Source organism: Pseudoalteromonas sp. ASV78 (genome assembly GCF_047806705.1).
Taxonomy (GTDB): Bacteria; Pseudomonadota; Gammaproteobacteria; order Enterobacterales; family Alteromonadaceae; genus Pseudoalteromonas; species Pseudoalteromonas prydzensis_A.
The window spans coordinates 1,266,404-1,293,127 of the sequence record NZ_JBLOPA010000001.1; the positions used below are offsets into that span (position 1 = coordinate 1,266,404).

Consider the following 26,724-nt stretch of genomic DNA (forward strand, 5'->3'; position numbering starts at 1 on the left):
GTTACAAGTCCATTTCTGTCATGCTGCTATCATCAAGGGCTTTACTAATATCACGGCCGCTCACTATATCGCTCACAACAGTAACCTGAGGCTGACTTTGCTCGGTACTTGCTGCTCGCGCTGATAATAGATCGTCAATTCGTAGCGCTAATTGCGCCACGCTAGGGTAGTCAAAAATATCGCCTACCGTCACCCGTACTTTAAATTGCAGATTAATTCGTGACACAAGCTGCATAGCGAGTACAGAGTTACCACCACAATCAAAGAAACTTTCTTGGGTACCTAACACTGCAACCTTAAGCAATGCTAAATAATGTTGCAGTAAGCTCGTTTCAGTCGCGCAGCTGGGGGCAATACGCACTATTGCCGATTGCATAGCCGCCGTCGGCAGCGGTAATGCTTTCGTGTCTAATTTTCCATTTGGTGTGGTTGGCCACTGCGTTAACCAACAGATTGATTCTGGCACCATATAACTTGGCAATGATTGTGATAGCACACGGCGTAATTCACTTACACTCCAAACACTTTCCAAACTGTCGTCCTCAAGGCTATAAGCACATAAACTCGGCTGGTCTTGATTGTTTGGTTTGATAAAAACACGTACATCTTGGTTCGCAAATAACAAGCGCAGGTGGTGTTCAATTTCACTTAATTCAATACGATGCCCGTTTAGTTTAACTTGTTGATCTAACCGCCCTTGTAGTTCAATACGGCCATCGAGTAAACGCCTTGCACGGTCGCCTGTTTTATACAAACGCTGATGCGATTGACGATTAAAAACATGACTAACAAAACGTTCAGCTGTGAGTGCTGGCTGCTTTAAGTAGCCAGTAGCTAACCCTAAACCACCGATCCATAACTCCCCCCACACGCCAATAGGTAGCGGTAAACATGGACTTTGTGCATCCTCAGCCATAACATACAAGCTCGTATTAGCAATTGCTGAACCTATGGTAATATCATCACTGTGCTGAATATGGCTAATTGCAGACCAAATGGTGGTTTCGGTTGGACCATACATATTCCATAAATCCCCCTGCTGCGACAGCACCGCCTGAGCAAGTGCTGGATCAAGCGGCTCGCCACCACACAAGACCTTGATACCAGCTAAACAATCAGGTGCTGCATTTATTATTAATCGCCATAACGTCGGAGTCGCTTGCATAATAGACACTGGGAAATGTGCTATTAGATCGGTAATTGCATATGGGTCACTGCATGTTTGCTCACTCGCAAGCAGTACATTAGCCCCAACAATTAAGGGCGAAAACAGCTCTAACATCGCGATATCAAAGGCAATAGTGGTAACTGCTAACCAGCAATCGGTTGGCTCGATGCCAGGCTGTACCGTCATAGCGAGCAACAGGTTTTGTAGCCCTTGGTGATTAATTTCCACACCTTTAGGTTGCCCCGTTGAGCCCGATGTATAAATAACATAAGCGGTTGATAAAGGAGCAATAACGCGATCTGGATTACTGCTTTGCAAGCCTGTAAGTACCACAGTATCAATATCTAATACCGGCAATTTGTTGCTCGCGATAATTGGGCTACTATCACTAAAACTGTCACACAACAGTAAATCAGCTTGTGCATCAGCCAGAATATATTCAATCCGTGCTTGCGGAAAAGTAATATCGAGTGGCAAAAATGCAGCCCCCGTTTTTAATACCGCTAATAAGCTAATAATCAGCTCCGCACGCCTAGGTAGTGCAATTGCCACTAAGCTGCCGACCCCAATACCTTGCTCAATAAGATAATGGGCGAAGGTATTTACGCGTTGATTTAACTGTGAATAGTTAAGGCTTTGACCATCACAGGTAATAGCAATATTGTCAGGATATTGAGTCGCAGCATGTTCAAATGCAACGATACAAGAATCGCCACAACGTTGTGTATCAACACGCTCACATTGTTTAGTAACCAATGTCGCTATTTGTACATCATCTAACAATGAACAGTTCGCACTGCTTAGCTCGTCAGTCCCAACAGCGTTGCTAAACAGCCCTATTAACCCAGATAACCAATGATTTACCTGTTCATCTGTAAATTTATCTTGTTGATATTCAAGGGTGAGTGACCAACTGTTAGCAAACTGAGTTAAGTTACAACTTAATTGGAATTGGCTATAACAGCTATTGCTTGGCATGGTATTTAATTGCAATTCAGTAAATGCCGGTAAGGCCGTAACTTTATCTAAATTAAATAAAGTATTAGGTAAATTAAGCGATTCATTTGCTAACGCTGAATAAGGGAAATGTTGATGTTCAAATGCAGTTAATAATTCAGATTGCACTGTTTTGATTAACGCTCGAACACTACTGATGTTTGCAACATCAATGCAAATAGGTAAAATATTCGTGCAATAACCGACTAATTCGCTATCGGAAGATGCTGCGCTATCAGCTTGAGAGAGTAATTGTCGATCAGAGCAAGGAATGCCAACGGTGATCATTGACTGCTGGCTAAGCTTACTTAGCCACGCTATATATAACCCCAATAAAGTGGCAAATTGACCGCAGCCCTGCTGTTTAGCCAGATCAGCAATATTTCCTTTGGTGTGCTCATTAAGCTCAACAGTCAATACCGATACTGCATAGTTCGTTGTCGTTGCAATCGCAGTGTTTGTTGGTAGTTGCAACGGCATACTTGGCGCTAGTTGTGCCAACCAAAATGCCTTATCTTGCTGGTAATTAGCAGACTCTTTATAGTGATCAAGTGCTTTAACATATGCACTAAAGTCTACCGGTGCTGGCAACGACTCTGTTGTGGTGTTGTTATAGTGCTGGGCAACTTTACTCAAAATAATCTGCAACGATACGCCATCACAGAGTAAATGATGCGTAACCACAGTTAAGTAAGCAGTATTATCATTTTCTCTTAGTAGCGCAAAGCGACATGCAACTTCATTATTAAAATCAAAAGCATGGTAACGTAACTCCTGCAACTGAGTTGCTACAAGGTTATTATCTGAGTGTTGTAGATTAATAACTAACAATTGAGGACGATGCTCAGTCACTAACTTATGGCAAAGCGTATCGCTATCAATTGCATACTGTAAAATAGTGCACTCGTGTACTGTTTTATCAACTGCGGTAACTAAGCGACTTATATCTAACTGACCTGTTAATTTAAGTACGGCTTGTAAGTGATACGCAAAAGCCCCCTCAGGTGACTTTGACGCTAAGGCAAGTAATTGCTGCTGCGCTTCGGTCAATGGAAATGTCGTCGGCAAGGTGTTTAAGCTCGTCTTATCATCACGGTCACTACCGAAATAACCTGCCGCCTTTAAGCTCAAGGCACTGTCTTTAACTGCGGTAATAATGATCGCTATATCTGCATCGGTATGTGCTGCTGATAAAAAGCAGTTACGCCCTTCCCAAATAAAGATGCCACGATTAAGCATTTCATAAAAAAACATATCTAGATTTTGGCTAAATCTAAAACGAAATAAAGAGCTAAAAGCTTCAATTTGAATTGGGATCATTGCATCAGCAAAAAAGCGATTAAGGGTTGTTTTCAGATAACTGGTTTTATCAGTTAGCCTTTGTTGTAACTGTGGTCCTTGGCGTTTAATTTCGCTTAAAACCGCTTTTGCACTGGCCATTGCCATTGGGTGTTTACAAAATGTTCCAGCAAAAAAAGTCGTATCAGCTTGTGGATAAGACTGATCGCCATATTGCCATGCACCGCCATCAATGCCGTCTAAGTAATCGGCACTACCAGCAACAACTCCGATTGGTAACCCTCCACCAACAATTTTGCCATAGGTTGCCATATCAGCTTGGATCCCCACTAATCCCTGTACGCCGCCTGGGTGAGCACGAAAGCCGGTGATCATCTCATCAAAAATCAGTGCTATGCCATGCTCTGCGGTTATTGCTCTGAGCTCTTTTAAAAATTCCCACGGTTGTACTTCTGGGTATCTGCTTTGAACCGATTCAACTAATACCGCAGCAATTGTATGTGCATTTGCACGAATAATTTCCAGCGCCTGCGGGCTGCCGTAATCTAATACTAAGTTGTCATTAACTGCGCCTTGGCGAACACCTGCGCACATAGGCTCGATGTCTCCTTGGCCCACAGAGTGCGCCAAAGTACCATCATAATGACCATGATATGCCCCACTAAACTGCACAATTTTGTCACGTTTTGTATAATTGCGTGCTAAACGCAGTGCAGTCATGACCGCTTCGGTGCCTGAATTACAAAACGTCACACGCGCCAAACCAGTTAATTCGCTGATCAAAGCAGCCACTTCACATGCTAAAGGACTGGCTAAGCCTAATTGAATACCTTGCTCTAGTTGTTGCGCTAAGGCAGCAGTCACAAACTCGGCTTGATGGCCAAATAAATTAACCCCAAAATCCATGGTAATATCGATGTATTCATTGCCGTCTATATCCCATAATCTGGCCTGCTCGCAGTGCTTTGCATAAATTGGATAAAGCATTTCCTTGCTTGATAACCTAAACCCAGCTGAGGCTCTGCAATCAGCTAAGTAGCCACGATGTTGAGCAACCAGCTTTTTAGATGCGCTGGTTTTTGCGCAGTAGTCAGCTTTTAGTTGTGCAAAATGCTGCTGCATAGCGGGTGACTGGTGCTGCATGTGTAATTGTCTAGTTTGCGATGCAGGCAGTTCTGTGGCGCGTTTATTTACCGGCATTGCAATTGTTTTTACTTGCTGCTGAGGCATATTGTCTGGCGTTACACTTGCCGTGGCGGTTATAGCACTGCCCTGTAGAAAACCTAATTGTTGCGCTGTCACCGCTGCAATGCTTTGACGGCCAAAATCATTAGTTACACTCGCGGCCGCTTGCAGCTGCTGCTGGCAAATTGCCATGATAGTCTGTTGATCGACCCCCATATTGGCTGAAGAAGTTGTGGTATCAGAGTGCGAAGGTTTATTTTGCTCTACAAGTGCAATATCCGAGGTTAACTGGGCATCGTCAGTGTCTGGGGAAAAGTCACTATGTTGCGCAATATAATCCAATAAACTATCCACTGTGCTTAGTTCTTCGTAAAACTGGCGTACGCTAAACTCTAAACCAAATTCTCTTTCATAGGTGCGCACAGCTTGCATTATCATTAATGAATCAACCCCCATTTCAAGTAAGGGCACATTCGTTTTTATAGCAGCAACTGGTAATGATAATAAATTTGCAAGATTAGAGAGTACGATGTCACGAATAAGCTCAGTTCGCGCAACAACTTGGTTTATGTTTGTTGCCGATTTATTGGCCTGCATATTTTCCTGCATTGCAGTACTTTTTAGCGCTGGTTGCTTTGCTGTTGGCACTATCCAATGTGCAGTTTTTGCAAACGGATAAGCGGGTAATGGCTGTTTTTGAACATTTATTTGTGGATAAATATGCCCCCAATTTAGTTCAATACCTAGTTCAAAAATACGCCCTAAACTGGTTACTAAGCGTGTTTTATCAGCACCTTGACTGTGCAATATAGGTAAATATTCAGCAGCTAAATGGGGCAAGTTTTCTTGCAATAACGCCATCAACACAGGTTTTGGGCCAACTTCTACCACACACAAATGCTCACGTTTTTCTAACTCCTTCACGCATAAATCAATGCGAACAGGTTTAGTGATCTGCTCAATCCAGTATTGAGGGGTTGCTAAAGCGTCTGTTTCTAACTGACCCGTCACCGACGACAACAAGGGATAACAAGGTTTGCTATAGTTTACTTGCGCTGCTACAGCCGCAAAATCATCAAGCATTGGCTCCATGAGCGGTGAGTGAAACGCGCGTGCTGTGTTGAGCTGTTTAACCGTTAGATTCTGTTCTTTTAACAACTCAATGGCCATCTCAAGCGCTGAGTTTTCGCCTGACAACACCACGCCAGAAGCACCATGATAGGCTGAAATTGCAATTTGCGTCTGGCCATTATCATGGCATTTTGTAATGACTTGCTGGGCAACTTGCTCACTACAACGCACTGCAAACATCCCGCCATTATCAGTAAGTTGATGCATGAGTTGGCCACGCGCAGCTATCAATAAAATAGCATCAGCTAACGAAAACACCTGAGCGATGCATGCCGCTGCATACTCCCCAACACTGTGACCTAATAACAGCTTAGGGGTGGCGCCAAAGTGGATCATTAGTTTGGCCGTAGCATACTCAACCGCAAATAAGCCGACTTGAGTCCAGTTAGTTTGTTCTAAAAACTGTTTATGGCTTTGCTGATATAGAACCGCTAGCAATGACTCGCCGAGTCTATCGCCAAGTAAACGGTCACATTCATCAAGCGCGTTTTTAAATACAATTTGCGTATCATACAATTGTTTTGCCATTGCAGGATATTGCGAGCCCTGACCAGTAAATAGCATTACTAACTCATAATTTGTCGCAGCTTTATCATTTTCAGCCGCACTTAAATGCGAGGTTGTATTTAAGCCACGCATCGCACGTAATAAATCAGCACGATCTACGCCGCATACGGCACGTTTTGCTTCTTTAAACTTAGTCAGATGTGCTGCTGTGTAGATCAGCGCATCAAATTCATTCTCAGATGCACTCGTTAATCTCGCTTCATAACGCGTCAGTAAAGCGGCTAACGCATCAGGAGTTTTCGCTGATAGCGGTAACAGATAGAACCCCGTTTGCGAGGCTAAATCAATGCTATCGACCGCACGTTGAGGTGCACTCGCACAAATAATATGTGCATTGGTGCCACCAAAACCAAACGAGCTAACACCAGCAATACAGCCATTGTCTGAACTAACAGGCCACGGCTGTAAATCACGATTAATTTTTAACGCAATTTTATGCCAAGCAATGTGCTTGTTAAGCGCTTTAGCATGAACTTGGCCGGGTATTTTTTTATGCTGCATACATAACATGGTTTTGATCACACCAGCGATGCCTGCACCCGATTCCAAATGGCCAATATTCGCTTTCACAGCGCCCACAGTAAGTGGCTCAGCTAGGCTTGTTTGTGGCCTATAGACTTTACTCAGCGCCGAGACTTCTATTGGATCACCCAGCTCTGTACCAGTGCCATGGGCTTCAACATATTGCACGTCAGCTGCTGCAATTTGTGCATTAGCTAACGCCGACTTAATAACACTTTGCTGTGACAAGCCATTAGGTGCTGTAATGCCATTACTGCGGCCATCTTGATTGACTGCACTGCCTTTTAGTACCCCGTAAATGGGGTCGTTATCTTGTACTGCCTGCGCTAACGACTTTAATAATAAACATCCCACCCCTTCACTGCGTACATAGCCATCTGCGGCGTCTGAAAACGTTTTACAACGGCCATCTTTTGCAAGCATTTGCGCGTTTTCACAGGCATTCGTTACCTCATCACTGAGGATCAGATTCACCCCGCCCACCAAAGCTTGGGCTATTTCACCACTGTGAATACTTTGCATGGCTAAATGCAATGCAACTAACGAAGATGAGCATGCAGTATCAACTGCAACACTTGGCCCGCTGAAGTTGTAATAATACGATAACCGATTAGCCGCAATACTCAGCGCAGTACCAGTACCTAAATAAGCATTTTGCTTTTCATATTGCTGAGAAAGTAAAAAGTAATCATTTTGCGAGATACCAATATAAACCCCTACTTTTTCCCCCGATAATTGCATCGGCGCATAACCTGCGGCTTCAATGGCATGGTAACTGGTTTCTAGCAACAAGCGATGCTGAGGATCTATATGCTTAGCTTCGGTTGGGGAAATACCAAATAAATTTGCATCAAATTGTTCAATGTCACTGATGTAACCACCTAGACGGGTATTATCCAAATGTGGGCATAACATGGCGCGACTTTCGTTTGGCAGGCCAATTGCATCTTGTTGGTTACATAATAGCTGCCAAAACGCCGCTATACTTTCAGCTTCAGGGTAACGACATGCCATTCCTATAATGGCAATGTCTTTGTTCGTGGCGTCCCTTAAAGAGTGAGCAGCGCCATTGAGTGTCGGCATATCCGCGGGCATAGTGACTGTATTTGATGATATAGCAGCGGTGCGGATCGCAGCAAATTGCCATAAATAATTAGCAAGCTGTGAAATAGATGGATAGTCATATAAAACCGTCGGCTCTAACTCAATATCATGCAATTCCATTAACTCACCCGAAATACGCACCGCCTTCATTGAATCAACCCCTAAAGATTGAAATGAGGCATCAACAGCAAGTGATTGCGGATCCATATCAACTTCCTGTGCAACGACGCTTTGCAACAAGCTAAGTAAATTTGCCTGTTGTTCATCTTCATGTACAGAGTGACTATGCAATATATCTGCTGATTGTGGCGCAAACGTTTCGCTCTCAAAACAACCACGCAATTGGTAAAGCGGCGTTAGTTGCTGCGCTAAGTAATGACGTTTGTTTTCTTGACGTTGAATTTTTCCGCTCGATGTTTTTAATACCCGCCCAGGTTTTATCAGTACCACATCATAGGGCGTAATACCGTGATGCTCAGTAATCGCTTGGATCACATCTTTACATATCGCTTCAGGATCAAGGTTACGCACCGCAGTACGCTTTACTTGTTGCACAATGGCGAGTCGCTCTTGCTGTTCGCAGATTATCGAAAATGCCGCACCACCGTTATTATCAAGTGCCGCATTTGCATTACTTACCGTCAATTCAATATCTTGCGGGTAATAATTTTTACCGCGAAAAATTAATACGTCTTTAGAGCGACCGGTGACGAACAACTCATCGTGATATACAAAGCCTAAGTCGCCAGTGCGTACGTATGGACCATCGTTATCATCAATATAGGCCTGAAATATTTCTTTTGTTAATGCGGCTTTTCCCCAATAACCTTGTGCAACACTTGCACCTTTGATCCAAATTTCGCCGGTTTCGCCGTCAGCACAACGTTTATTAGTGTCTGTATTAACAATGGCCATTGTATGGTTGTGCCAGGTAATGCCACACGACACCGCATAATAAGGCGAGTTATCGGATGATGTGTGTAAATCACAAAATGAATCATCATCGCCATGCGTTACGTTGGTTAGTTTACCAGCTTGCAATTCGGCTGTGACAAGGCGTAACACAGTTGGTGGGTGTGATAACTTACCCCCGCTTGCAAATAAAGTTGTTTCCGCCATGCCATAACAAGGAGAAATACTGTCACGGCGAAACCCACAGGCTTTAAATTTCTCAACAAAGCGCTCCAACGTCGTCGCTCGAACGGGCTCCGCACCATTTAATGCAGAGCGCCAATGCGATAAATCGAGATTTTTTAAATCAGCATCTTTAACTGTATCGACACATAAATCATAAGCAAAGTTAGGCGCACTGGAGGTTACAGCTTTAGTATCACTTAACAGTTTGAGCCAGCGATACGGCTTTTGTAAAAAGTAAGTCGGATTCATCAAAGCCGCTGGTGCACCAATATAGATCGGATGCAAAATACCAAAAATAAGACCCATATCATGAAAGTGCGGTAACCAACTAACAATGCCGGTGCTGTGATCATGGCCAAAGGCTTGCTTCATCATTTCTTGATTATCGAGAATATTGGCTTGGCTAACCATTACCCCTTTTGGCTCACCCGTTGAGCCAGATGTATATTGTAGAAAGGCTAATTCGTCGGCTGCTACTTCGCAGTGCTGAAAATCTATCGTGTCAATTTGATAAGTGGGTTCAGCGTCAGTGGTAAAAATAGCTAAATCAGCCAATAAAGGTTCAGCTTCAAATAATGGACGTGCTATTTCATTAATTTTTTCTGTGGTCAGTGCACCTTTCGCACCGGCATCCACAACAATAGTTCTTAAACGGTCAATATTTTGATTCTTTTTGGGAGGATAGACAGGAACAGCAACAATGCCAGCGTACAGACACGCAAAAAATGCCTCTACAAATTCAAAACCAGAATTAAATAGCAATAGCGCCCTATCCCCTTGCGAAAAATGCTCCTGCAAGTGCCGAGCAATTTGCTTAGCACGTTCATCTAACTGTGCATAAGTAAGCGTTTTACAAGGTTGCTGATCGTCATAAAAGTATTGATATGCAGTGTCACTACCACGCGTGTTAGCTAATTTAACTAACCTAGCCGCTAAATTTATATTCATTCCATGACCTATTTTTGTTTGCGGCTCACTGCAACACCAAAGCCTAAAATAAAGCTCTGCACTTCTACAGCTTGGTTGCCTCAGTGTATAAACCACTAAAATTGAAATATAATCAATTACATAGATTCATAACATTACATTAGTTAACGATTGCAGATATTGTGATCCGCAAAATATAAGTAACGTATTGAAACTTAAAGGTAAACTAACCGCTAAAACCACAAGCTACGCTAATCAACTGCACCTTAACTTTGCAATAACTTTCATTTAAAACTTGGTATATAAATACCAATAAATAAAGTTACTATGATAAAAATAATTAATATTGCGACTAGAGAGTAGTACAAAAAAACTAGACCAACATTAACAAAACCAATAATTTACAAATTAACACCAAAAACCACCCTAAAGGCGTATTTATCAGTCAACCCTCAATGCCAAGTTTCATATTACTTGATCAAACCCTATAGAAATATTACAAGGCATTACATTTTATTAAGAATTTATTAACGCAAAGGTAGTGATTGATTTAAGGCAACAATTAGCTTGAGCTATTGCTTACCTCAGCTATTTTCAGGCTTTCTGCGTGGGTATTATTGGACTCTGCAAGTTACGTGACTAAATACGCAGTGACTAAATGTGATGCAGAAATCTATCAGATATAAAAAACTCAGATAAATTGCGCAATTTTGTTCAAGTTTTTAAGTTTCAACCTGCTTATACTCAGGCAATAGGTTATTAGTAAAGAGCGTGAAGCAAATGAATCAATTTCAGTACAGCAACGATAAAACATTAAACCAGTTTACCCTGCTTGATGCGAAGATGACTGACTTTAGCTATTCAAAACACGCCCATGAAGAATATTCTCTAGGTGTAACTTTGCAAGGTCGGCAAGATTTTTTCAGTCAACGTGCGTTTCACAAAAGCCCTACTGGTGGAGTGATAGTATTTAACCCAGAAGACGTTCACGATGGTCACTCAGGTTTAACAGAACATCTTGAATACGTAATGCTCTATGTACACCCAAGTGAATTTGAACCAATGTTTAAAGCATTGGGCTACACTAAAAACGCAGCGCCTAGAGTGGCATCCCCTTTATTAAACAACCCTGTATTAGCGCAGCAAATCCTAGCCCTTAAACGGCTCACAAATAACGGCAACTACACACGCATAGATGGCGAAGCTGCGCTGTTTAATATTGCCCATTCGATCATCAAGCAAACCGGCTGCGCTATTGCCGCACTCAGTATCAGCTCAAAAAAAGACACCTTATTACTTAAGGCAAAAGATTACATCATGGCAAACTTAGTCAATGACATCTCGATCGATGAAATTGCTGCTGCCGCCACGTTGTCGAAATATCATTTTATTCGTTTATTCAACCAACAATTTGGCATCACACCGCACCAATATGTGTTGAATTGTCGGATCAACCAAGCTCGAAAATACATTGAGTCTGGCTTTAATGTCTCTCGGGTCGCATTAGATACGGGCTTTGCCGATAACAGTCATTTAAACCGTCACTTCAAACGTGTTTTTGGTTTAACACCCAAACAATACCAACTACAACTCTCGCTTTAAATTACAAGGGTTCACTATGTTAGAAATATTCGCTTATGCCATTGGTATAATGTATACCCCTGGGCCTATAAATTTGCTCGGTCTGCAAAGTGGTATCAATAATAAAACCACCGCTCACTTAGGCTTTTTTGCCGGTGTAGCCAGTGCGATGCTGTTGTTATTTTTACTTTTAGGCTATGTGGGGATTGAATTGATCCCAGCGAAAATACTACCGGTTTTAAGCTTTGCGGGTTGTTTATATATTCTCTATATCGCGGTGAGAATAGCTAAAACACAGGTCAACTTTGACAACCAAACCACCAGCACAAAGCCGCTCACCTTTAGTAACGGCCTATTTATGCAACTGCTAAATCCCAAAGCACTAGCGGCAACCTTGCCAATCACCACCATTCAGTTTCCAGCAGCGGGCATTGCTGGCAGTAGTATTGTGTTGTGGTCATGTATTCTCGCACTATTAGCATTCGGCGCACCGGCAAGCTACTCATTCGCAGGACAAGTCATAGGTAAACACATGACCCACGCAACGTACTTTAAAATAATAAATTTATTGATGGCCGCATTGCTTGTGGTAGTCGCGGTAGATATAGCCGTCACGCAAATATTAGTAAAGTGATAACGGCAAGGTTTGCCCCAGATTTTTAAATACACCAACTCTGGTCCCTGCCTTATAAACGCAAAAGCCCATATTGAATCAATCAATATGGGCTTTTCTATAAGCCGTAAGCTTATAAAGAAGAGTATTATTCAGCGCAAATTAGGTTATAAAAAACCATCTCGCTGTTGGCAACAATCATGAGCGCTACAAACCGTTAATCACTTTTTATGCTGTAAACTCATGTACTCTAAATTATGGCTCACTGCTTTTTTGTAAAAGTGTAATTGCTTTAGTGCAAATCGTTTAAACTTGTTCATGCTAATATTCCTATTAAATTAGTCGTATCTGTTGCCGACAACTGAACTTTAGAGTGTTGACTCAACTTCTACAAACGATATAAATAAACTCAATAGGTGAGGAAAACTAACCCGTAGACTTGAGGCTAATACAAAACAAGTTACACCCCTTATTAAACCTGCAGTTACGATGTAACTACTACAAAATTTACCTTCATAAAGAGTTTTTAAAACGCATATTCGGCTCTAAAGTTAGCGTATAAAAATCAGCAACTCTTTAAGGTTAATTTTTTAACCCTTATTTAATATTACTAATTGGCTTAATTCCTTTATAATCTTGCTGCTGCCATATTGAGTAAACTAAATTGTCGGCTTTTTAAAACTCTATTTAAGGTACGATTTTAGCAGTGAAAAACTTTATGTCTGTATTCAGTTGGTATCATGCATCAATTAAGCAAAAAATTGGTGGACTATTTGTTTTTCTATTAGCGTTTATGTTTTGTGTTATCGTTTTTTCGGCCTATAAAGTCAATCAGATCGAACGTGAAATGCGCGTTGTAGCCTTTTTGGATATTCCGTTAAGTCAATTGATGCAACAAGTTGAGTTCATAGAACTTGAGCAACACCTGCAATTTGAACAATTTCAACTAAAAAAACAGATGGGTGATAAACCACTCAACCCTCACCAACAGTTTACTTTTGAAAAACAACAAATAAAAAAATTGCTTGATAAAGCCGTAGCACTGATCAACCACTCATTAGCATCAAAAGAAGTGGTTTTACAAGCTGAAGCTCATCAAAAGGTGGCCAACAAAATTGAAAACTATGCAAAAAAAAGTAACGAGTTCGAAAATTACCTCTCTAATATATACGCTCGAGAGCAACTGACTGAACTAGAGCGCCAGCGTGTTGAAGAAATGGCCACAGAACTAGAACATGCACAGAGAAAAATCATACTGCAATTAAATAAATTAACCGCTGATGATGCTTATTACACAGATGAACACGAAAAAGACTTTTTATTTGTAAGCACCCTCCTAGGCCTATGCGCAATTATTTTAGGGCTGCTGTTAACTAGCTATATTATTCAAATTATTTTACGCCGTATTCAGCGAATTCAATCTAACATCGAGACTTTAAGCACCTCTTTTGAGCATCACGAATTACCATTAGAGCTGCAAAATGGTATAAAAACCAAAGATGAATTAGCTGCATTAGAACACGATATCAAAATTGTCATTTCACGCTTAAATCAAGAAATGACCAGCCGTGAGGAAATTGAAAAACAATTAATAATATTAGCAACACAAGATCGCCTCACCGGTGTATTTAACCGCCATAAATGGGAAGAACAAATAGAAAACCAGATCACTATGGCATCACGAAGTGAGTATCAGTTTGCATTAATAATATTAGATATTGATCACTTTAAACAAGTTAACGACCAATTTGGCCATCAAATAGGTGATCGATTATTAAAACAGCTTGCGACACAATTACAACAGCAAATTCGCACCGAAGATATGATATTTCGTATCGGTGGTGAGGAGTTTGCTATTATTTCCCCCACACAAGATAAGCAACAAGCCCATCAACTTGCAGAGCGATTACGAGTGTATATTAATGAATTAGATGAGGTAAGCTTACCTAAAGTGACTGCAAGCTTTGGGGTAACATGTTATCAGACAGATGACTCGAGTTCAGTTATTTTTAATCGCGCAGATAAAGCACTCTATGAGGCAAAAGCACAAGGTCGTAATTGTATCGTAGTCGCTTAACTTGTATAGGCTGTATTAGGGCCTGTTTATCTTTCGAGGTTAATTTTGCAGCAGTATGTTTGGTTTTTAGGCAAGACAGAGCCTATGTAGTGTGGTTATTCCCCATAAATAGGCGATAACGTAGCATAAATGCCAAACATGCGCTGCCCGAAGGGTTCTGCCTAGGGGCGATTAACTCTTTGTTGCTCGATTTTTACTTAGCCCACTAGGTTACAAATCTCGCGCCGCGATTAAATCGCCCCTAGATTGAACAAATTTTAATCCTGAAAGGTCAACAGGCCCTAGTTCAGAGCAAATTTATATACAGGCTTTACACACATGCAACTACCTGTGGTGATACAGTTAACTGGCAAACTCAATACAATATTCTGCCGGCTCTATTTGTATTTGAGTTGCATAGAAATTTTTGGATAACTGTAAGTTATTTGCCATTTGATCTGAATTAAGCGTGTTGAGGTGAGCCATTAGCGCTTGGCGCTTTTCGATCCACTCACTAGGAAAGCAAGGATTATCAATAAAATGTGATACAGCTCTGAACTCAAAGTAGATAGTTCTTCGTATAGCTGAACCTTTCTGTCTACCTGATGCATGAACCGTGTTTACATGGTGAATTACCACATCACCTGCATTGGCCGTAATATCCACATACTGTAATTGTGCATTGGATAGCTGGCGCTTTAAATCACACACACTTACTTGGCTGCGATGAGATTGCGGGATCACTGTTAACGCCCCTTGCTGCGCTATTGCATCATCTAAATATACCCCCACGGTAAAAATAGGCTCTTGAGTTCTCACCGCCATATCGCGGTGCCAATCAAACCCGCGTGCATCTAATGAATTTTTTATCACAAGTGACTCATAGCTAGATAAAACAGCTTCGCCGATAATAGCTTCAACGTAACTCATTAGTTCGGTTTGCGCTAGCAGATGAGCAAATTGTGGCTGAAATTGAAAAAGTTCATTAACGCGATAAACGAAAGGCTGATCTGCAGTTTGCATAACAGCAATATTATCAAATGGTAAACCGGCTACATAGTGTGACTGTGCTTGAGCAACTAACTCATCACAAAAGTGCTGCAGCTTTGTGATTACACTTGGTTTAAGTACTTGTTTAATTTTCACAAACCCCTGCTGCTTAAACCGTTCAACCACTAAATTGGTTTGCATATTTAATATCTCCTTTTAATATACAGGCACTAAAATTTGTAGTCCGGCGCTATCAATAACCAAACAGGCTGTATTTTACTTACTCAACAGTTCAGAAAAGTAATAAAAAAGCATACTAACCTTGCTCAAATCTAGCTAGCACATATTCGATGAATAATCTGACGCGCAATGGTAAATGGTCACGATCCCGATATAACATAAATAAAGTGCGTGCCTTGCTTTGCCAATCAGGTAAAACATGCTGAAGCTCACCTTGAGCTATCATTGGTAATGCATAATAGTCAGGAATATAACCAATCCCCAAGCCTTTTTTAACCGCGTGTGTGAGCATTTGAATTTCATCAAGCTCTAAACGAATGCCCTTACTGGGTTGAAAATCATAAGCGTCATCATTTTGTTTATTTACTAACTGCCAAATAGACATCGGCTGGCAAATCACAGCGCTTTTTGCACATAAATCAGTGGGATGTTTAACACTGTCGGCCACCATCTGCGAATTACTGCATAAAATAAAGTGAATATCTTTAAGTGGCCTCGCAATCCAATTATCAACCACCGTATTACCCACCCTAAACACCACATCCATTGCTTGTGCTTCAATATCAATTAAAGTATTCGAGAGCCTAATATCTAGTTGGATCTCAGGATATTGCAGTAAAAAATCATAAAAAATATCCCTTAAAAATTGCGAGCCAGCATTAATAGGTGCACTGATTATGATCTTACCTTTCGGTTGATTTTTCTCGATATGAAGATCATCATTAATGCCATCTAACTCAGTAAACAATGCACTCGAACGTTGGTAATACAACTCCCCCATATGGGTCAGCGATACGCGATGAGCATCACGGTTTAACAATCTAAGCTGTAAATCATCTTCAAGTTGTCGAATACGACGGCTCAATGTTGATAAAGGCACTGATAAAGCCAGTGCAGCATCTTTAAAACTTTTTAAATGGGCAACAATACAAAAATAGCGTAAATCGTCTAGTGAATATCTATATTTCATTTTTGGAATCTACTCTCTTATTTTTGCTTATTTATCCACATTATGGAAAGTAATACACTTGCCGCAACTTTTCAACATCTCTGGATTGCTGATGAACTTCTCAGCCAACACAAAAGCTATTTTACTCCTGTTATTATGTGCATTTTTTTGGGGAAGTTGTTTTCCTATTGGTAAACATGCATTAAATCAAGTACACGCACTGACTTTAGTATTTTGGCGCTTTAGTATTGCCGCAATCTGTTTGGCTATCTACTTAAAAATAATTAACAGTGCAAAACCGAGTTTAACGTTCAACCAATGGGCTTGGGTGATTATTGTTAGTGCTGTTGGCGTAGGTGGCTTAAACCTCGGTTTATTTACTGGGCTAGAGCATACCAGTGCCGCAAACGGCTCGTTAATAATGGCGCTGAGCCCACTTGCAACCTCATTAATAAGCTCAGTTGCAAAGCGCTCAATGCCTACTGCAGCGCAATGTTTTAGCTTAATCGTTAGCCTATCAGGTGTATTATTAGTAATCACCAATGGCGACTTAGCCGTGCTTTTGAATATGCAAATCAATGCCGGCGACAAAATGATCTTTTTAGGTATGTTAGCGTGGAGTTCATACTCTTACTTTAGCCAAGGGATCAATCAGTACATGCCTGTATTACCTTATACTTTTGTTAGTATGCTAAGTGGTGCAACAATCATTGGCTTAATGTGTTTAGTGACCGCCAATGTACACCCGCTTAGCGAACTCAGTAATAGCTCAATGGTAGGTATTATCGATGTTATTTATATTGGCTTATTTGGAACTGTTGCCGGCTATCTGCTGTGGCTTAATGGCATACGCCAACTTGGCTCAGCGAATGCGTCGTTATTTTTTAACTTCGTTCCTGTATTTGCCATGTTAACAGCATTTTTGATGGGCCAACCTATTACCGAACTACAATTAATTGGCATTATTGTTGTGATCATCGGCTTATTACTGCCACGGTTAGTTACCCTCAAACGCATTCCTGAACCTTGTAAATAACGAGTAATAGCAAAGAAAGCTTCGCTTGTAATACTTTTAAGATTTAATGTTGCGAATTGTCTATTTTAGAAACTAATGCGTCAAGCACCATTAAGTCATTAGCTTTTTCCATGTATTCATCGCTATCTTCATCGAGCTGCTTAAGCTCTGTTGTTTCTTTTTCAATTCTACTTTTAAGAGTACTTTTTATTAGCCTAAGTTCTAATTGTGAAAACATAATTATCCTACATTTTGATTTGGCACACCGATAAAACAAGGAATAGCCATCGAATCTAATTGATTTAACTTCTCCAGTCACGGGGGTTAGATCTTGCTTTTTGCCAAGATCAAACAGAAATCTCATATTTAACACCTATCCTCCTCATCACGCCCTGAAAATGAGTAATTGACGGGTAATTCTATTTAATGGCAGGTTTTTGTTCCCGACAAACCCTAAGTATTTAAATCCATATAAGTAATGAGCGAAAAGCACTGCTTTGCAAGAGAGATTCTGGATGACTGAACTGGAGAAGGTTATTATGTCCCCGCGGCGATAAAACCTTAAATAAGGACTTTAATATAGAACGTTGATTTATAATAAATTTCAGGCTATCACTGAGCCGTACAGCTTCAAAAATGCGTCAGCAAGCTTAACGCCTTCGGTGCACCTTTTTTTAGAATAAAGTCTGACTACAGTTAATGTATTGATCGTTACAGCTGCTGATACTCACAGCTCCCCTTCTTAGTTAGCAAATCAATATAAGCGCTTGTCCATTAAATGACGCATGTGCTCTGTGAGCCAATCGGTCAGTTTGCTGTTTGGACTATCGAGGCGTTTTACTATGCCTACTTCGATTAGTACATCTGTTAAAAAATCGCTTTTAGCAATTTTTATTTGTTCAAAAAACCAAGGCGCTTTGGCAATATGCTCTGGCACAATTGCCCATCCTTGGTTTTGTGTAACTAACTCACAAATAAAATAATAGCTGTCTAAATCCCAATGATTAGGACTAAGCGCGCTTTCACGATTTTCTCCAGAGCGATTACAAAGTACCAATTGCCGGTATTGCTGCAATTGTGAGAGGCTAAGTACGCTCTCTTTGGCTAAAGGATGCTGCTTACCGACAATCAATATTTTTTTAAAATAGCCTAAAGAATTTAAAGTTAACTGGGCTGGTAAGGCACTATTGCTGATCATAAACCCGATATCCGCTTTTTTATTTGCAATCGCTAGGGCAATATCGTCTTGTGAGCCATTCGTAATAACCAAGTGAATATTAGGGAATAAAGTGCCTACTTGAGAAAATATAGAGTGCATCGTTTCAAGCGGTAGCGATTCGTCGATGGCAACACGTAATGAAATTGGCTCTTTATTTGCAGCGGTGAGCGCTCGCGAATTTAAGCGCAGACACTGATTTAATACTGCTCTAGCTTCAGGCAGCATTTCTTGCCCTAACACGGTCAGTACAGGAAACTTGGCGCTGCGATCGAACAATTCAAAGCCTAAATCGAGCTCTAAATTAGCAATAGCACTACTGATCCTCGATTGTGCTTTTTGTAACTTTCTGGCGGCTGCTGAAAAAGAGCCAAGCTCAGCCGCCGTAACAAAAGCCAGTAATTGATCAAGTGTCCAATTCATCGACCTCTCCTTACGTATTTAGTTGTTTTAGCAAAAGGCCAACCTATCCGAAAATAAGATGGTAACTAACTTTGTTATATCTTAATTTATTATATTATGCCCTCATTCTTACGTTATGGGGATTCGCTTATGCAAATTGCTAAACCACTTCACAATTCACACTCCGTCGCTAGCGCGTTTTGGCGTTTTGCTATTCCAGCTATTGTCGCCATGTTGGTCAGTGGTTTATATCAAATTATTGATGGCTTTTTTGTTGGCCACTTTGTTGGTGCCGATGGCCTCGCGGGGATCAACATGGCCTTGCCATTACTGGGTTTAGTGATGGGTTTTGGTATGCTTGTTGGTATGGGCGGAGGCAGTGTGTTGTCTAAATATCGCGGAGAAAACAAGCTTGCAGCGACCCAAGCCACCTTAGTAACCGCACTTTTTTTACTCGTCATTATTGGCTTATTAGTAACTCTGATGTTTATTGTTTTTGCTCAGCCGTTGCTACATTTACAAGGAGCATCTGGCATTACTTTACAGATGAGCTGGCAATATATTGAAATGATGTCTTTTGGTGCGCTCATCTCGATTGGAGCCAGTGCTATGCCCATGTTAGTGCGAAATGACGACAGTCCTAACTTGGCTACTTTCTTTATTATTGTTGGTGCAGTGCTCAATATTGTACTGGATTACGTCTTTTTAGCGCACCTTGACATGGGCTTACAAGGGGCAGCCATTGCAACTTTAATCGCTCAGCTAATCACTTGTTTGTTGTGCTTACATTACTTTACTTCGGCAAAGGCCAAAACCAAATTAGCCATTAAACAATTTGATAAAGCGATAGCCACTCGCATTGTGCAGTTAGGGGTATCAAACCTCATTATGTTTATTTATTTTAGTTTTGTCGTCGCCGTTCATAACAAATTATTTATGCTCTACGGTAATACGACCGAGCTGGCAGCATTTGCAATTGTTGGTTATTTGGCTAGCTTTTACTACTTTTTTGCCGAAGGATTAGTAAGCGGTTTGCAGCCACCAATTAGTTATTATCTGGGCGCTAAGCAATACAAGCGTATTACCGATACCGTAAAACTGGCTTTTTCTGTGACCGTTGGATCTGGCATTGTATTCGTGGCCATGTTGAATGTTGCTCCTGACATTTTTATTAATATTTTTACCACAGATAATACGCTCTTGGAGACAAGCAAACATGCCATACGCTTACATCTTTTTGCACTTTTTTTAGATGGCTTTTTATTTATGGCCGCCACTTATTTTGTCGCAATGGGTAAAAGTGGCCAAGCACTGTTTGTTTCACTGGGGAATATGTTGATCCAGTTTCCGTTTTTATTTATTTTGCCAAAATTTTTAGGCATAGATGGAGTATGGTTAGCAGTGCCTTTATCAAATATTGCTTTCACATTGATTGTTTTGCCAATGTTGTTAGTTAGCCTAAAAGGTTTACTAAAAATCGATAAACTAAAGCCAACAGACCCCGCGTTTTCTTTTATCAAATAAAGTGAAAATCACTGACATACACACTACAAATAAGCCATGGATGGCCAAACTGAGTATTTAAACGAATACAACTTTGCCCTTTAAACCTATAAACTCCTGCGCCCATATGCCATAATCTAAATAATTCATGAATTTAGTAACTTGGCGGTATTGCAACCGCTGCAAGCTAACTTAAAGGGTTTTTAAATGGCTTATCAAGAGCAAAATCAAGCAACTATTTATTGGCACGACTATGAAACTTGGGGGGCGAGTCCGCAAAAGGATAAGCCGAGCCAGTTTGCGGGGATTCGTACCGACCTTGATTTAAACATTATTGGTGAGCCGTTGATTGAATATTGCAAGCCTGTGGCTGATTATTTACCGCACCCTGAGGCATGTTTGATCACCGGTATTACTCCGCAAGTGGCGATGCAAAAAGGCTTAGTTGAAGCTGAGTTTATTGCCAAAATTCATGCTGAATTTAGTATGCCGAATACCTGCGTTGCCGGTTATAACAGCATTCGTTTTGATGATGAAGTAAGCCGTTACAGCTTTTATCGTAACTTTTACGACCCTTACGAGCGCGAATATAAAAACAATAACAGCCGCTGGGATATTATAGATTTAGTGCGTGCTTGTTATGCACTGCGCCCCGAAGGCATTGAATGGCCGTTAAAAGAAGATGGCAGCCCAAGCTTTAAGCTAGAACATTTAACAGTCGCCAATGGCATTGAACACGCCGCGGCGCATGATGCACTAAGCGATGTAACTGCAACCATTGCCCTGGCAAAACTCATTAAAGAAAAACAACCTAAACTGTATAACTTCTTTTTTAGTTTACGCGGTAAAAAAGCGCTAGCCGAGTTAGTTGATGTATTTAATATGACGCCGCTGGTGCATACTTCATCACGTATTCCTGCAACCCAAGGCTGCACCAGTTGGATTGCGCCAATGAGCTTTCATCCAACTAATAAAAATGCCGTGGTGTGTTTTAATTTAACTGAAGACCCGCAAGTATTACTGGATTTATCGGTAGAAGAATTACGTACTCGCCTGTATACCAAACGCAGCGAACTTGGCGAAGATGAACTGCCTGTTGGTTTAAAATTGGTGCATTTAAACAAGTGCCCTATTTTAGCGCCTGCTAAAACCTTATTACCTGAAAACGCCGCCCGTTTAGGCATTGACCGCGAGCAGTGTTTAAAAAATCTTGCGATTTTAAAAGCCAACCCAAGTCTTCGCGATAAAGTCACTGAAGTATTTAACGATAAGCCCGATTACGGTAAAACCACCAATACTGATTACATGTTATACGACGGCTTCACCAGTCATGCTGATAAAGCTAAATTTGCCATTATCCGTGATGCCAGCCCTGAGCAATTAGCGGGTATGAAGTTGGATTTTGAAGATAAAAAGTTTGATAACTTATTGTTTAAATACCGTGCCCGTAATTGGCCGCAATCGCTGAATCAAGATGAACTTGATCAGTGGCGTCAATATTGCCAAAACAAATTAATGCATGGTGAAGATCAACCATCGATCAGCGCACAAGATTTTATGGTGACACTGGAAAATCTCGCCCATGAACATGACGATAATGAAAAGAACCTGACTATTCTAAAAGCGCTGTATAACTACGCGCAAAGTATGTAGTTTTCCCGTTACTTATCAAGAGCGCTAGTTAGCAGAACAAGCAACGAGATTTAAAGCCACGAGTAAAGTTATTCGCGGCTTTTTACTTTAAAATTCAAACTCTAGGGCAAGGCGAAAACTGTGATCTTTACCTTGTTGACTCAGCTCGGTCACAAACCCTGCTTCCCACTTTAGTTGTCGCTTCGCTGAAAATCGATGTAGCCCAATAAAACCAGGGCCAATACCAAAGAAGTCTTCTCCGGCGTATAGCTCTAATGCAGGCTGAAACTCAGAGCGAAAACGATAGCGATACTGTGCGCGAAACTCAGTTTCCCATTCATTTTTAATATCACCGCCCCACTCGTAGACTAAAAATGCATTCATGGTGAGGCTAGTCCGGCCAAATTCTTTCTCCCATAAAAAGCCAGTTGTGGCTTCATAACTGTCTTTGCCTTCTTGCATTTCAAGTTCAAATAAGGCGCCCCAGTCAGCCCACAGCCGCCCTTGCTCAACCAACTGCCAACGTAATTCTAATTCGTAGGCTGAGAAGCCAAAGTTACCGTCATCATCACGCTCTCCAACTGCATAACCTTCCAAACTCATAGTGTCGTTGAACGAGCCACCGAAGCCAATTCGTTGGGCTAAAATATTGCCCTTATCTGTTTGATGAGAGATCAAACGCCATTCAAATTCGCGCTCAAAGGGTAACACGTAAGGGTGGTAAACTTTATCGACAACTATTCCATCGGCTCGCACATTAAACGATGCCATGAACAAAAGCGAAGTTAAGCACCACGCGAGAATAAATCTCATGATCGCTCCTTTTGAGAAAATTGCCGAGTAAATACTATGCTGGTGCCAATAAAGACTAAAACCGCAACTAGATATAGCCATAATGCTGTTTTGCTTGGCGTTGCTTCATAGCCAACTAAGGCCTTGAGTACACGGCCTAACTCTGAGTTTTCGACTAGCACTGCACGCCAATCAAAGTAGTTGGAGGTAATATTGATCAAGTCAATTTGGCTGGCCAGATCTAATACTATCAGTAATTTTGCCGAGGCATTAAAAGCCAAAAATAACATCAGCGGATACACACCAAATCGTGCTCTAACACTGTGCAGTAAAAACAATAGCAACACACCAAAACTCCCACAGATCCCTATTCCCAAAGATGTCCCTATCAGCAAGGGTTTTGCTGTGTCGGTGTTATGCCAAAAACCAACCAGATAAATAAAATAGTGACTCAAATACAGCACCATAACCGCAACTATTGCGAGTAATGCGAATGAACGTCGCTGTTTACAACTTATTAGTGACGCAACATACACAATGACACACAACAACATTTGGCTAAACTCTAGGCCGCGATGATCAAATAACTGGCTCAACCAAGCGGCGCTTTGAACATAAATAATGCTACAAAGTAGCCCAACAAAAGTGGTCACTATCAGCACGCGCTGGTTTAGCTTTAGTAATGACTGTAACAGCACGAGCAAAATCACGACCGGTAACAACTGATTGATACTCATCAATAAACTAGTTATCAGCATCAGTCTTTCCTTCTACTAATACTGCACCACGGGCTGTGTTAGGTGAAAACTCGCCAAAAAACTCATAACGCCCAGGGCTCAGTGGCCCGATATAAATCACACTACTACGATTTGGATACAGCACTTTTTCTCGATTTAAATCAAAGCTGTCAAACTCTTCTGGGGTACTATCTTGATTTTCAATTAAAAGTTTTAGTTTAGTATTGGCCGGTACAATGATCTCCGCTGGATAAAAAAGGTGATCTTTTAAAATTAATTTATATTCTTTAGCAAAACACGAAAACGGTAATACGCTAAATAGCAGCAGGCTGATAAACCCTAACCAGTTATTCACTCTCTGCTCCTTGCATAAATTCAACTCGTACTTGTAAGCCGCCTAATTCACTGTCGGCTAAATAAATACTTGCACCATAAATTGTTATTATATGTTCAACTATCGCCATACCTAATCCGGCACCTTGCTCTGCAGAGGGATGTTTATCACCTCCAACACGGTAAAAACGGTTAAAAATTCGTGCTTTATGGGCATCATCAATGCCCGGGCCTGAGTCATCAATCTGCCAACCATACGCACCTTGTTGATTGTTTAAGCGGATCACTATGTTGCCACCACTGGGCGTGTACTTTATGGCGTTACTTAATAAGTTACTAAATAGGGTTGCCAAGGTAAATTGATCACCATTAATAACATAATCATCGCCTTCAATACTGATCATATGTTGTTTTGCATCAAGTCGTTCGTACAGCTGTGCAACCACTTGTTGGCTGATCTCAAGCACTGAAATTGGGCTAAATTGTGCCTGCCATTGCTCTGGATAGGTGCGCCCCAAAATCAGCATTTGTTCAACAATATTACTTAGTTTATCGATACCTTGTGCCATTGCATCAAGCTCCAAGCAACCGTCACCTTGTGCGCGTAGATTATGCACATTTATTTTTAAGCTACTCAACGGGGTGCGTAATTCGTGGGCGGCATCGGAGGCAAAAAAGCGCTCTCTCAGGTAGGCACTTTCTACACGTTTAAATAGGTCATTTAACCGTGAGATCACCGGTTTGATTTCGTATTCACTCACTTGCCAATTAATGGCAGTAAAGTCATTGGCTTGTCGCGTTTTTAATAATGTTGAAAGGCGTGTTAAGGGCCTCAGCCCTTGTTTGACAAATAGACTGATCAACACTGCAAGCAGTGGCACACTCCAAAGCAAAGGTGTCATTGCTGACAAAATCATGGTCTCGCTAAGGGCATAGCGTTTACTCAGCGGTTCAGCCACCAGCACTTGTTTTGTCTGCATGGTTAATCTGAATACTCGCATCCGCTGCCCGGCTAAGTTTTCAACACTAAATCCATTCAGTCTTGGTTTTTGCGCCAGTTCAGCTAATGATTTAGACGCGCTGAGTAAGTTGTTATCTTGCCAAATTTGAAACAGTAATTGTTTGAGATCACTGCGCAGCATCGGTGCATCAGTGTGTATAGGTTGCTCGATCAGTACATGAGCAATGGTTTGCAATTCATTATCTAGTAGCAGCTGCGCCTGGATCATACTTTCACGGTAACCTTTACTGAATGCCAAAAAGCAAGTCAGGATCACCGTCGATAGAATAATCAGCGTGAGTCTACGTTTAATTGACACTAACGTTTGCCTACCACATAACCTATGCCACGTAAGGTTTTAATTAAATCTTTCGGGAGTTTTTTACGCAAATGGTGAATATGTACCTCAATAGTATTTGACCCGACTTCTTCGCCCCATTCATATAGTTTGCTTTCTAATTGTTGTTTAGACAATACGCGCCCTTGGTTTTCAAAAAGCGCTTTTAGCAACATAAACTCTTTACGCGGCAGATTTACCGGTTGCTGATCAAGTGTGACTGTAAAGGCTGAGGTATCCATTTCTACATTTGCTACACTAATAGTACTTGATTGCGCATGAGTTACGCGCCGACTCGCGACTCTTAAACGAGCAAATAATTCAGCAGGATCAAATGGCTTAGCTAAATAATCATCAGCACCTAAATCTAGCCCTTGAACTTTGTCGTCAATACTACCGCGTGCCGTTAAGATCACCACAGGTAAGTTAGGGCGATGCTTTTTGACGTGTTTTAATACATCAATGCCATCGCCATCTGGAAGCCCTAAATCAAGCACAAGTAGTTCGATTTCGTCATTTTCAAGCCATTGTATAGCTGATTTTATACTTGCACAGTGCTCGACACTGTAACCTTGTTGACGAAGTGAACGACATAATCCTTCAGCCACTAACTTATCATCTTCAACCAGTAGTAAATGCATATTATCTCTTAAGTTTCTTATCTACTTTTGCCAACAACTGGGTGATCTCCTGCTGGCGGTATAAATCCGCTTTTGGCCTATCAGGGCGTGCTGGTGCCTGTTGAGCAGCAAGTAAATGTGTTTTTGCCTTTTTGTACTGTCTTTCGTCATACAAAAATGCCGCGTATAGATAATTACTATCGATACCGTTTGGATTTATAGCAAGCGCTTGGTTGAATAATGCATTCGCTTTGTCATCATCACCAAATCCAATTGGCCAACCCGGTACTTTACTATAAAGAGTCGCTAAACTGGTGTAAGCAGAGCCTGATAACGCATTGCCGTCAATTTCTATGGCTTGCTCTAACTGTGCTTTAGCATCTTTTGCTAATCCTAACGCACCTAAGCCGCCTTTTGCCCCAGCATAACTTGATAGCACAATACCATACCAAATATGGCTTTGTGCCTGATCAGCATAGGTCTTTGCAAACCCAGCGGCCTGCTCTGATAACTTTTCAAATGCATTGAGCTGTGCTTTATCAGCTAACTCATAATTCACAGTTGCCCAACTTGTTTGTACCTGAGTTAATTCGCTAGCAAGATCGGCATGCGCTGCACTGGTTAAAAATATCCCAGTTAACAAGCAACTAGTATAAAATAGTTTAGTCATAG

Annotated in this window: 17 protein-coding genes; 6 read left to right on the forward strand and 11 right to left on the reverse strand. The window is 41.2% G+C overall.

Annotated elements, in window-relative coordinates:
• Position 1: 1 nt before the first annotated feature.
• The gene (locus ACMVDV_RS05685) at positions 2 to 10,057 is read right to left on the reverse strand and encodes an amino acid adenylation domain-containing protein (protein ID WP_416157492.1); all 10,056 of its coding nucleotides are present in this window, start codon (positions 10,055 to 10,057) and stop codon (positions 2 to 4) included.
• A 759-nt stretch (positions 10,058 to 10,816) separates the two neighbouring features.
• Here ACMVDV_RS05685 and ACMVDV_RS05690 point away from each other — a divergent pair.
• The 3 genes from ACMVDV_RS05690 (at position 10,817) to ACMVDV_RS05700 (ending at position 14,307) form a co-directional block, all read left to right on the forward strand.
• Positions 10,817 to 11,638: an AraC family transcriptional regulator gene (locus ACMVDV_RS05690; protein WP_304185600.1), complete on the forward strand. Its 822-nt coding sequence runs from the start codon at positions 10,817 to 10,819 to the stop codon at positions 11,636 to 11,638.
• 16 nt (positions 11,639 to 11,654) lie between these two features.
• Positions 11,655 to 12,251, forward strand: a complete 597-nt coding sequence (locus ACMVDV_RS05695) for a LysE family translocator (RefSeq protein WP_416157493.1) — start codon at positions 11,655 to 11,657, stop codon at positions 12,249 to 12,251.
• Positions 12,252 to 12,948: 697 nt separating this feature from the next.
• On the forward strand, positions 12,949 to 14,307 hold the full coding sequence (locus tag ACMVDV_RS05700) for a GGDEF domain-containing protein (protein ID WP_416157494.1): 1,359 nt from the start codon (positions 12,949 to 12,951) through the stop codon (positions 14,305 to 14,307).
• 342 nt (positions 14,308 to 14,649) lie between these two features.
• Here the strand turns inward: ACMVDV_RS05700 and ACMVDV_RS05705 are convergent, their stop codons facing one another.
• Positions 14,650 to 15,477 (reverse strand): phytanoyl-CoA dioxygenase family protein, encoded by an 828-nt coding sequence (locus tag ACMVDV_RS05705; RefSeq protein WP_416157495.1) that lies wholly within the window; start codon positions 15,475 to 15,477, stop codon positions 14,650 to 14,652.
• A 115-nt stretch (positions 15,478 to 15,592) separates the two neighbouring features.
• Positions 15,593 to 16,486: a LysR family transcriptional regulator gene (locus tag ACMVDV_RS05710; RefSeq protein WP_304185605.1), complete on the reverse strand. Its 894-nt coding sequence runs from the start codon at positions 16,484 to 16,486 to the stop codon at positions 15,593 to 15,595.
• Positions 16,487 to 16,577: 91 nt separating this feature from the next.
• Here ACMVDV_RS05710 and ACMVDV_RS05715 point away from each other — a divergent pair, with 91 nt between their 5' ends.
• Positions 16,578 to 17,501, forward strand: a complete 924-nt coding sequence (locus tag ACMVDV_RS05715) for a DMT family transporter (RefSeq protein ID WP_416157496.1) — start codon at positions 16,578 to 16,580, stop codon at positions 17,499 to 17,501.
• A 43-nt stretch (positions 17,502 to 17,544) separates the two neighbouring features.
• Here ACMVDV_RS05715 and ACMVDV_RS05720 read toward each other — a convergent pair whose 3' ends face one another.
• Together ACMVDV_RS05720 and ACMVDV_RS05725 are read right to left on the reverse strand one after the other, a co-directional pair.
• Positions 17,545 to 17,718 (reverse strand): hypothetical protein, encoded by a 174-nt coding sequence (locus ACMVDV_RS05720; protein WP_192543126.1) that lies wholly within the window; start codon positions 17,716 to 17,718, stop codon positions 17,545 to 17,547.
• Between the two features lie 516 nt (positions 17,719 to 18,234).
• Positions 18,235 to 19,119 carry a LysR family transcriptional regulator gene (locus ACMVDV_RS05725; protein WP_416157497.1) on the reverse strand — a complete coding sequence of 295 codons (885 nt, stop codon included), beginning with the start codon at positions 19,117 to 19,119 and terminating at the stop codon, positions 18,235 to 18,237.
• 129 nt (positions 19,120 to 19,248) lie between these two features.
• Between ACMVDV_RS05725 and ACMVDV_RS05730 the strand changes: the two genes are divergently transcribed.
• Together ACMVDV_RS05730 and sbcB are read left to right on the forward strand one after the other, a co-directional pair.
• Positions 19,249 to 20,622, forward strand: a complete 1,374-nt coding sequence (locus ACMVDV_RS05730; protein ID WP_416157498.1) for an MATE family efflux transporter — start codon at positions 19,249 to 19,251, stop codon at positions 20,620 to 20,622.
• Between the two features lie 186 nt (positions 20,623 to 20,808).
• Positions 20,809 to 22,254: an exodeoxyribonuclease I gene (gene sbcB, locus ACMVDV_RS05735; RefSeq protein ID WP_416157499.1), complete on the forward strand. Its 1,446-nt coding sequence runs from the start codon at positions 20,809 to 20,811 to the stop codon at positions 22,252 to 22,254.
• Positions 22,255 to 22,341: 87 nt separating this feature from the next.
• Here sbcB and ACMVDV_RS05740 read toward each other — a convergent pair whose 3' ends face one another.
• The 6 genes from ACMVDV_RS05740 to ACMVDV_RS05765 are packed head-to-tail and all read right to left on the reverse strand — an operon-like array spanning position 22,342 to position 26,722.
• On the reverse strand, positions 22,342 to 23,004 hold the full coding sequence (locus ACMVDV_RS05740; RefSeq protein ID WP_416159055.1) for a hypothetical protein: 663 nt from the start codon (positions 23,002 to 23,004) through the stop codon (positions 22,342 to 22,344).
• A 38-nt stretch (positions 23,005 to 23,042) separates the two neighbouring features.
• Positions 23,043 to 23,783 (reverse strand): iron transporter, encoded by a 741-nt coding sequence (locus ACMVDV_RS05745; RefSeq protein ID WP_416157500.1) that lies wholly within the window; start codon positions 23,781 to 23,783, stop codon positions 23,043 to 23,045.
• The gene (locus ACMVDV_RS05750; RefSeq protein WP_246175520.1) at positions 23,770 to 24,096 is read right to left on the reverse strand and encodes a cupredoxin domain-containing protein; all 327 of its coding nucleotides are present in this window, start codon (positions 24,094 to 24,096) and stop codon (positions 23,770 to 23,772) included. Before ACMVDV_RS05750 ends, ACMVDV_RS05745 begins: the two co-directional genes overlap by 14 nt.
• 13 nt (positions 24,097 to 24,109) lie before the next feature.
• Positions 24,110 to 25,414, reverse strand: a complete 1,305-nt coding sequence (locus ACMVDV_RS05755; RefSeq protein ID WP_416157501.1) for an ATP-binding protein — start codon at positions 25,412 to 25,414, stop codon at positions 24,110 to 24,112.
• Entirely contained in the window at positions 25,414 to 26,073 is a 660-nt protein-coding gene (locus tag ACMVDV_RS05760; protein WP_304183375.1) for a response regulator transcription factor, read from the reverse strand. The genes ACMVDV_RS05755 and ACMVDV_RS05760 overlap by 1 nt, the downstream gene beginning before the upstream one ends.
• 1 nt (position 26,074) lies before the next feature.
• On the reverse strand, positions 26,075 to 26,722 hold the full coding sequence (locus tag ACMVDV_RS05765; RefSeq protein ID WP_416157502.1) for a hypothetical protein: 648 nt from the start codon (positions 26,720 to 26,722) through the stop codon (positions 26,075 to 26,077).
• Between the last annotated feature and the right edge of the window lie 2 nt (positions 26,723 to 26,724).

What these genes read in the sequence shown, in the direction of transcription:
- ACMVDV_RS05685 (WP_416157492.1), bottom strand. Translation starts at nt 10,057, where the DNA reads ATGAATATAAATTTAGCGGCTAGGTTAGTTAAATTAGCTAACACGCGT.
- ACMVDV_RS05690 (WP_304185600.1), top strand. Translation starts at nt 10,817, where the DNA reads ATGAATCAATTTCAGTACAGCAACGATAAAACATTAAACCAGTTTACC.
- ACMVDV_RS05695 (WP_416157493.1), top strand. Translation starts at nt 11,655, where the DNA reads ATGTTAGAAATATTCGCTTATGCCATTGGTATAATGTATACCCCTGGG.
- ACMVDV_RS05700 (WP_416157494.1), top strand. Translation starts at nt 12,949, where the DNA reads ATGTCTGTATTCAGTTGGTATCATGCATCAATTAAGCAAAAAATTGGT.
- ACMVDV_RS05705 (WP_416157495.1), bottom strand. Translation starts at nt 15,477, where the DNA reads ATGCAAACCAATTTAGTGGTTGAACGGTTTAAGCAGCAGGGGTTTGTG.
- ACMVDV_RS05710 (WP_304185605.1), bottom strand. Translation starts at nt 16,486, where the DNA reads ATGAAATATAGATATTCACTAGACGATTTACGCTATTTTTGTATTGTT.
- ACMVDV_RS05715 (WP_416157496.1), top strand. Translation starts at nt 16,578, where the DNA reads ATGAACTTCTCAGCCAACACAAAAGCTATTTTACTCCTGTTATTATGT.
- ACMVDV_RS05720 (WP_192543126.1), bottom strand. Translation starts at nt 17,718, where the DNA reads ATGTTTTCACAATTAGAACTTAGGCTAATAAAAAGTACTCTTAAAAGT.
- ACMVDV_RS05725 (WP_416157497.1), bottom strand. Translation starts at nt 19,119, where the DNA reads ATGAATTGGACACTTGATCAATTACTGGCTTTTGTTACGGCGGCTGAG.
- ACMVDV_RS05730 (WP_416157498.1), top strand. Translation starts at nt 19,249, where the DNA reads ATGCAAATTGCTAAACCACTTCACAATTCACACTCCGTCGCTAGCGCG.
- sbcB (WP_416157499.1), top strand. Translation starts at nt 20,809, where the DNA reads ATGGCTTATCAAGAGCAAAATCAAGCAACTATTTATTGGCACGACTAT.
- ACMVDV_RS05740 (WP_416159055.1), bottom strand. Translation starts at nt 23,004, where the DNA reads ATGGCATCGTTTAATGTGCGAGCCGATGGAATAGTTGTCGATAAAGTT.
- ACMVDV_RS05745 (WP_416157500.1), bottom strand. Translation starts at nt 23,783, where the DNA reads ATGCTGATAACTAGTTTATTGATGAGTATCAATCAGTTGTTACCGGTC.
- ACMVDV_RS05760 (WP_304183375.1), bottom strand. Translation starts at nt 26,073, where the DNA reads ATGCATTTACTACTGGTTGAAGATGATAAGTTAGTGGCTGAAGGATTA.
- ACMVDV_RS05765 (WP_416157502.1), bottom strand. Translation starts at nt 26,722, where the DNA reads ATGACTAAACTATTTTATACTAGTTGCTTGTTAACTGGGATATTTTTA.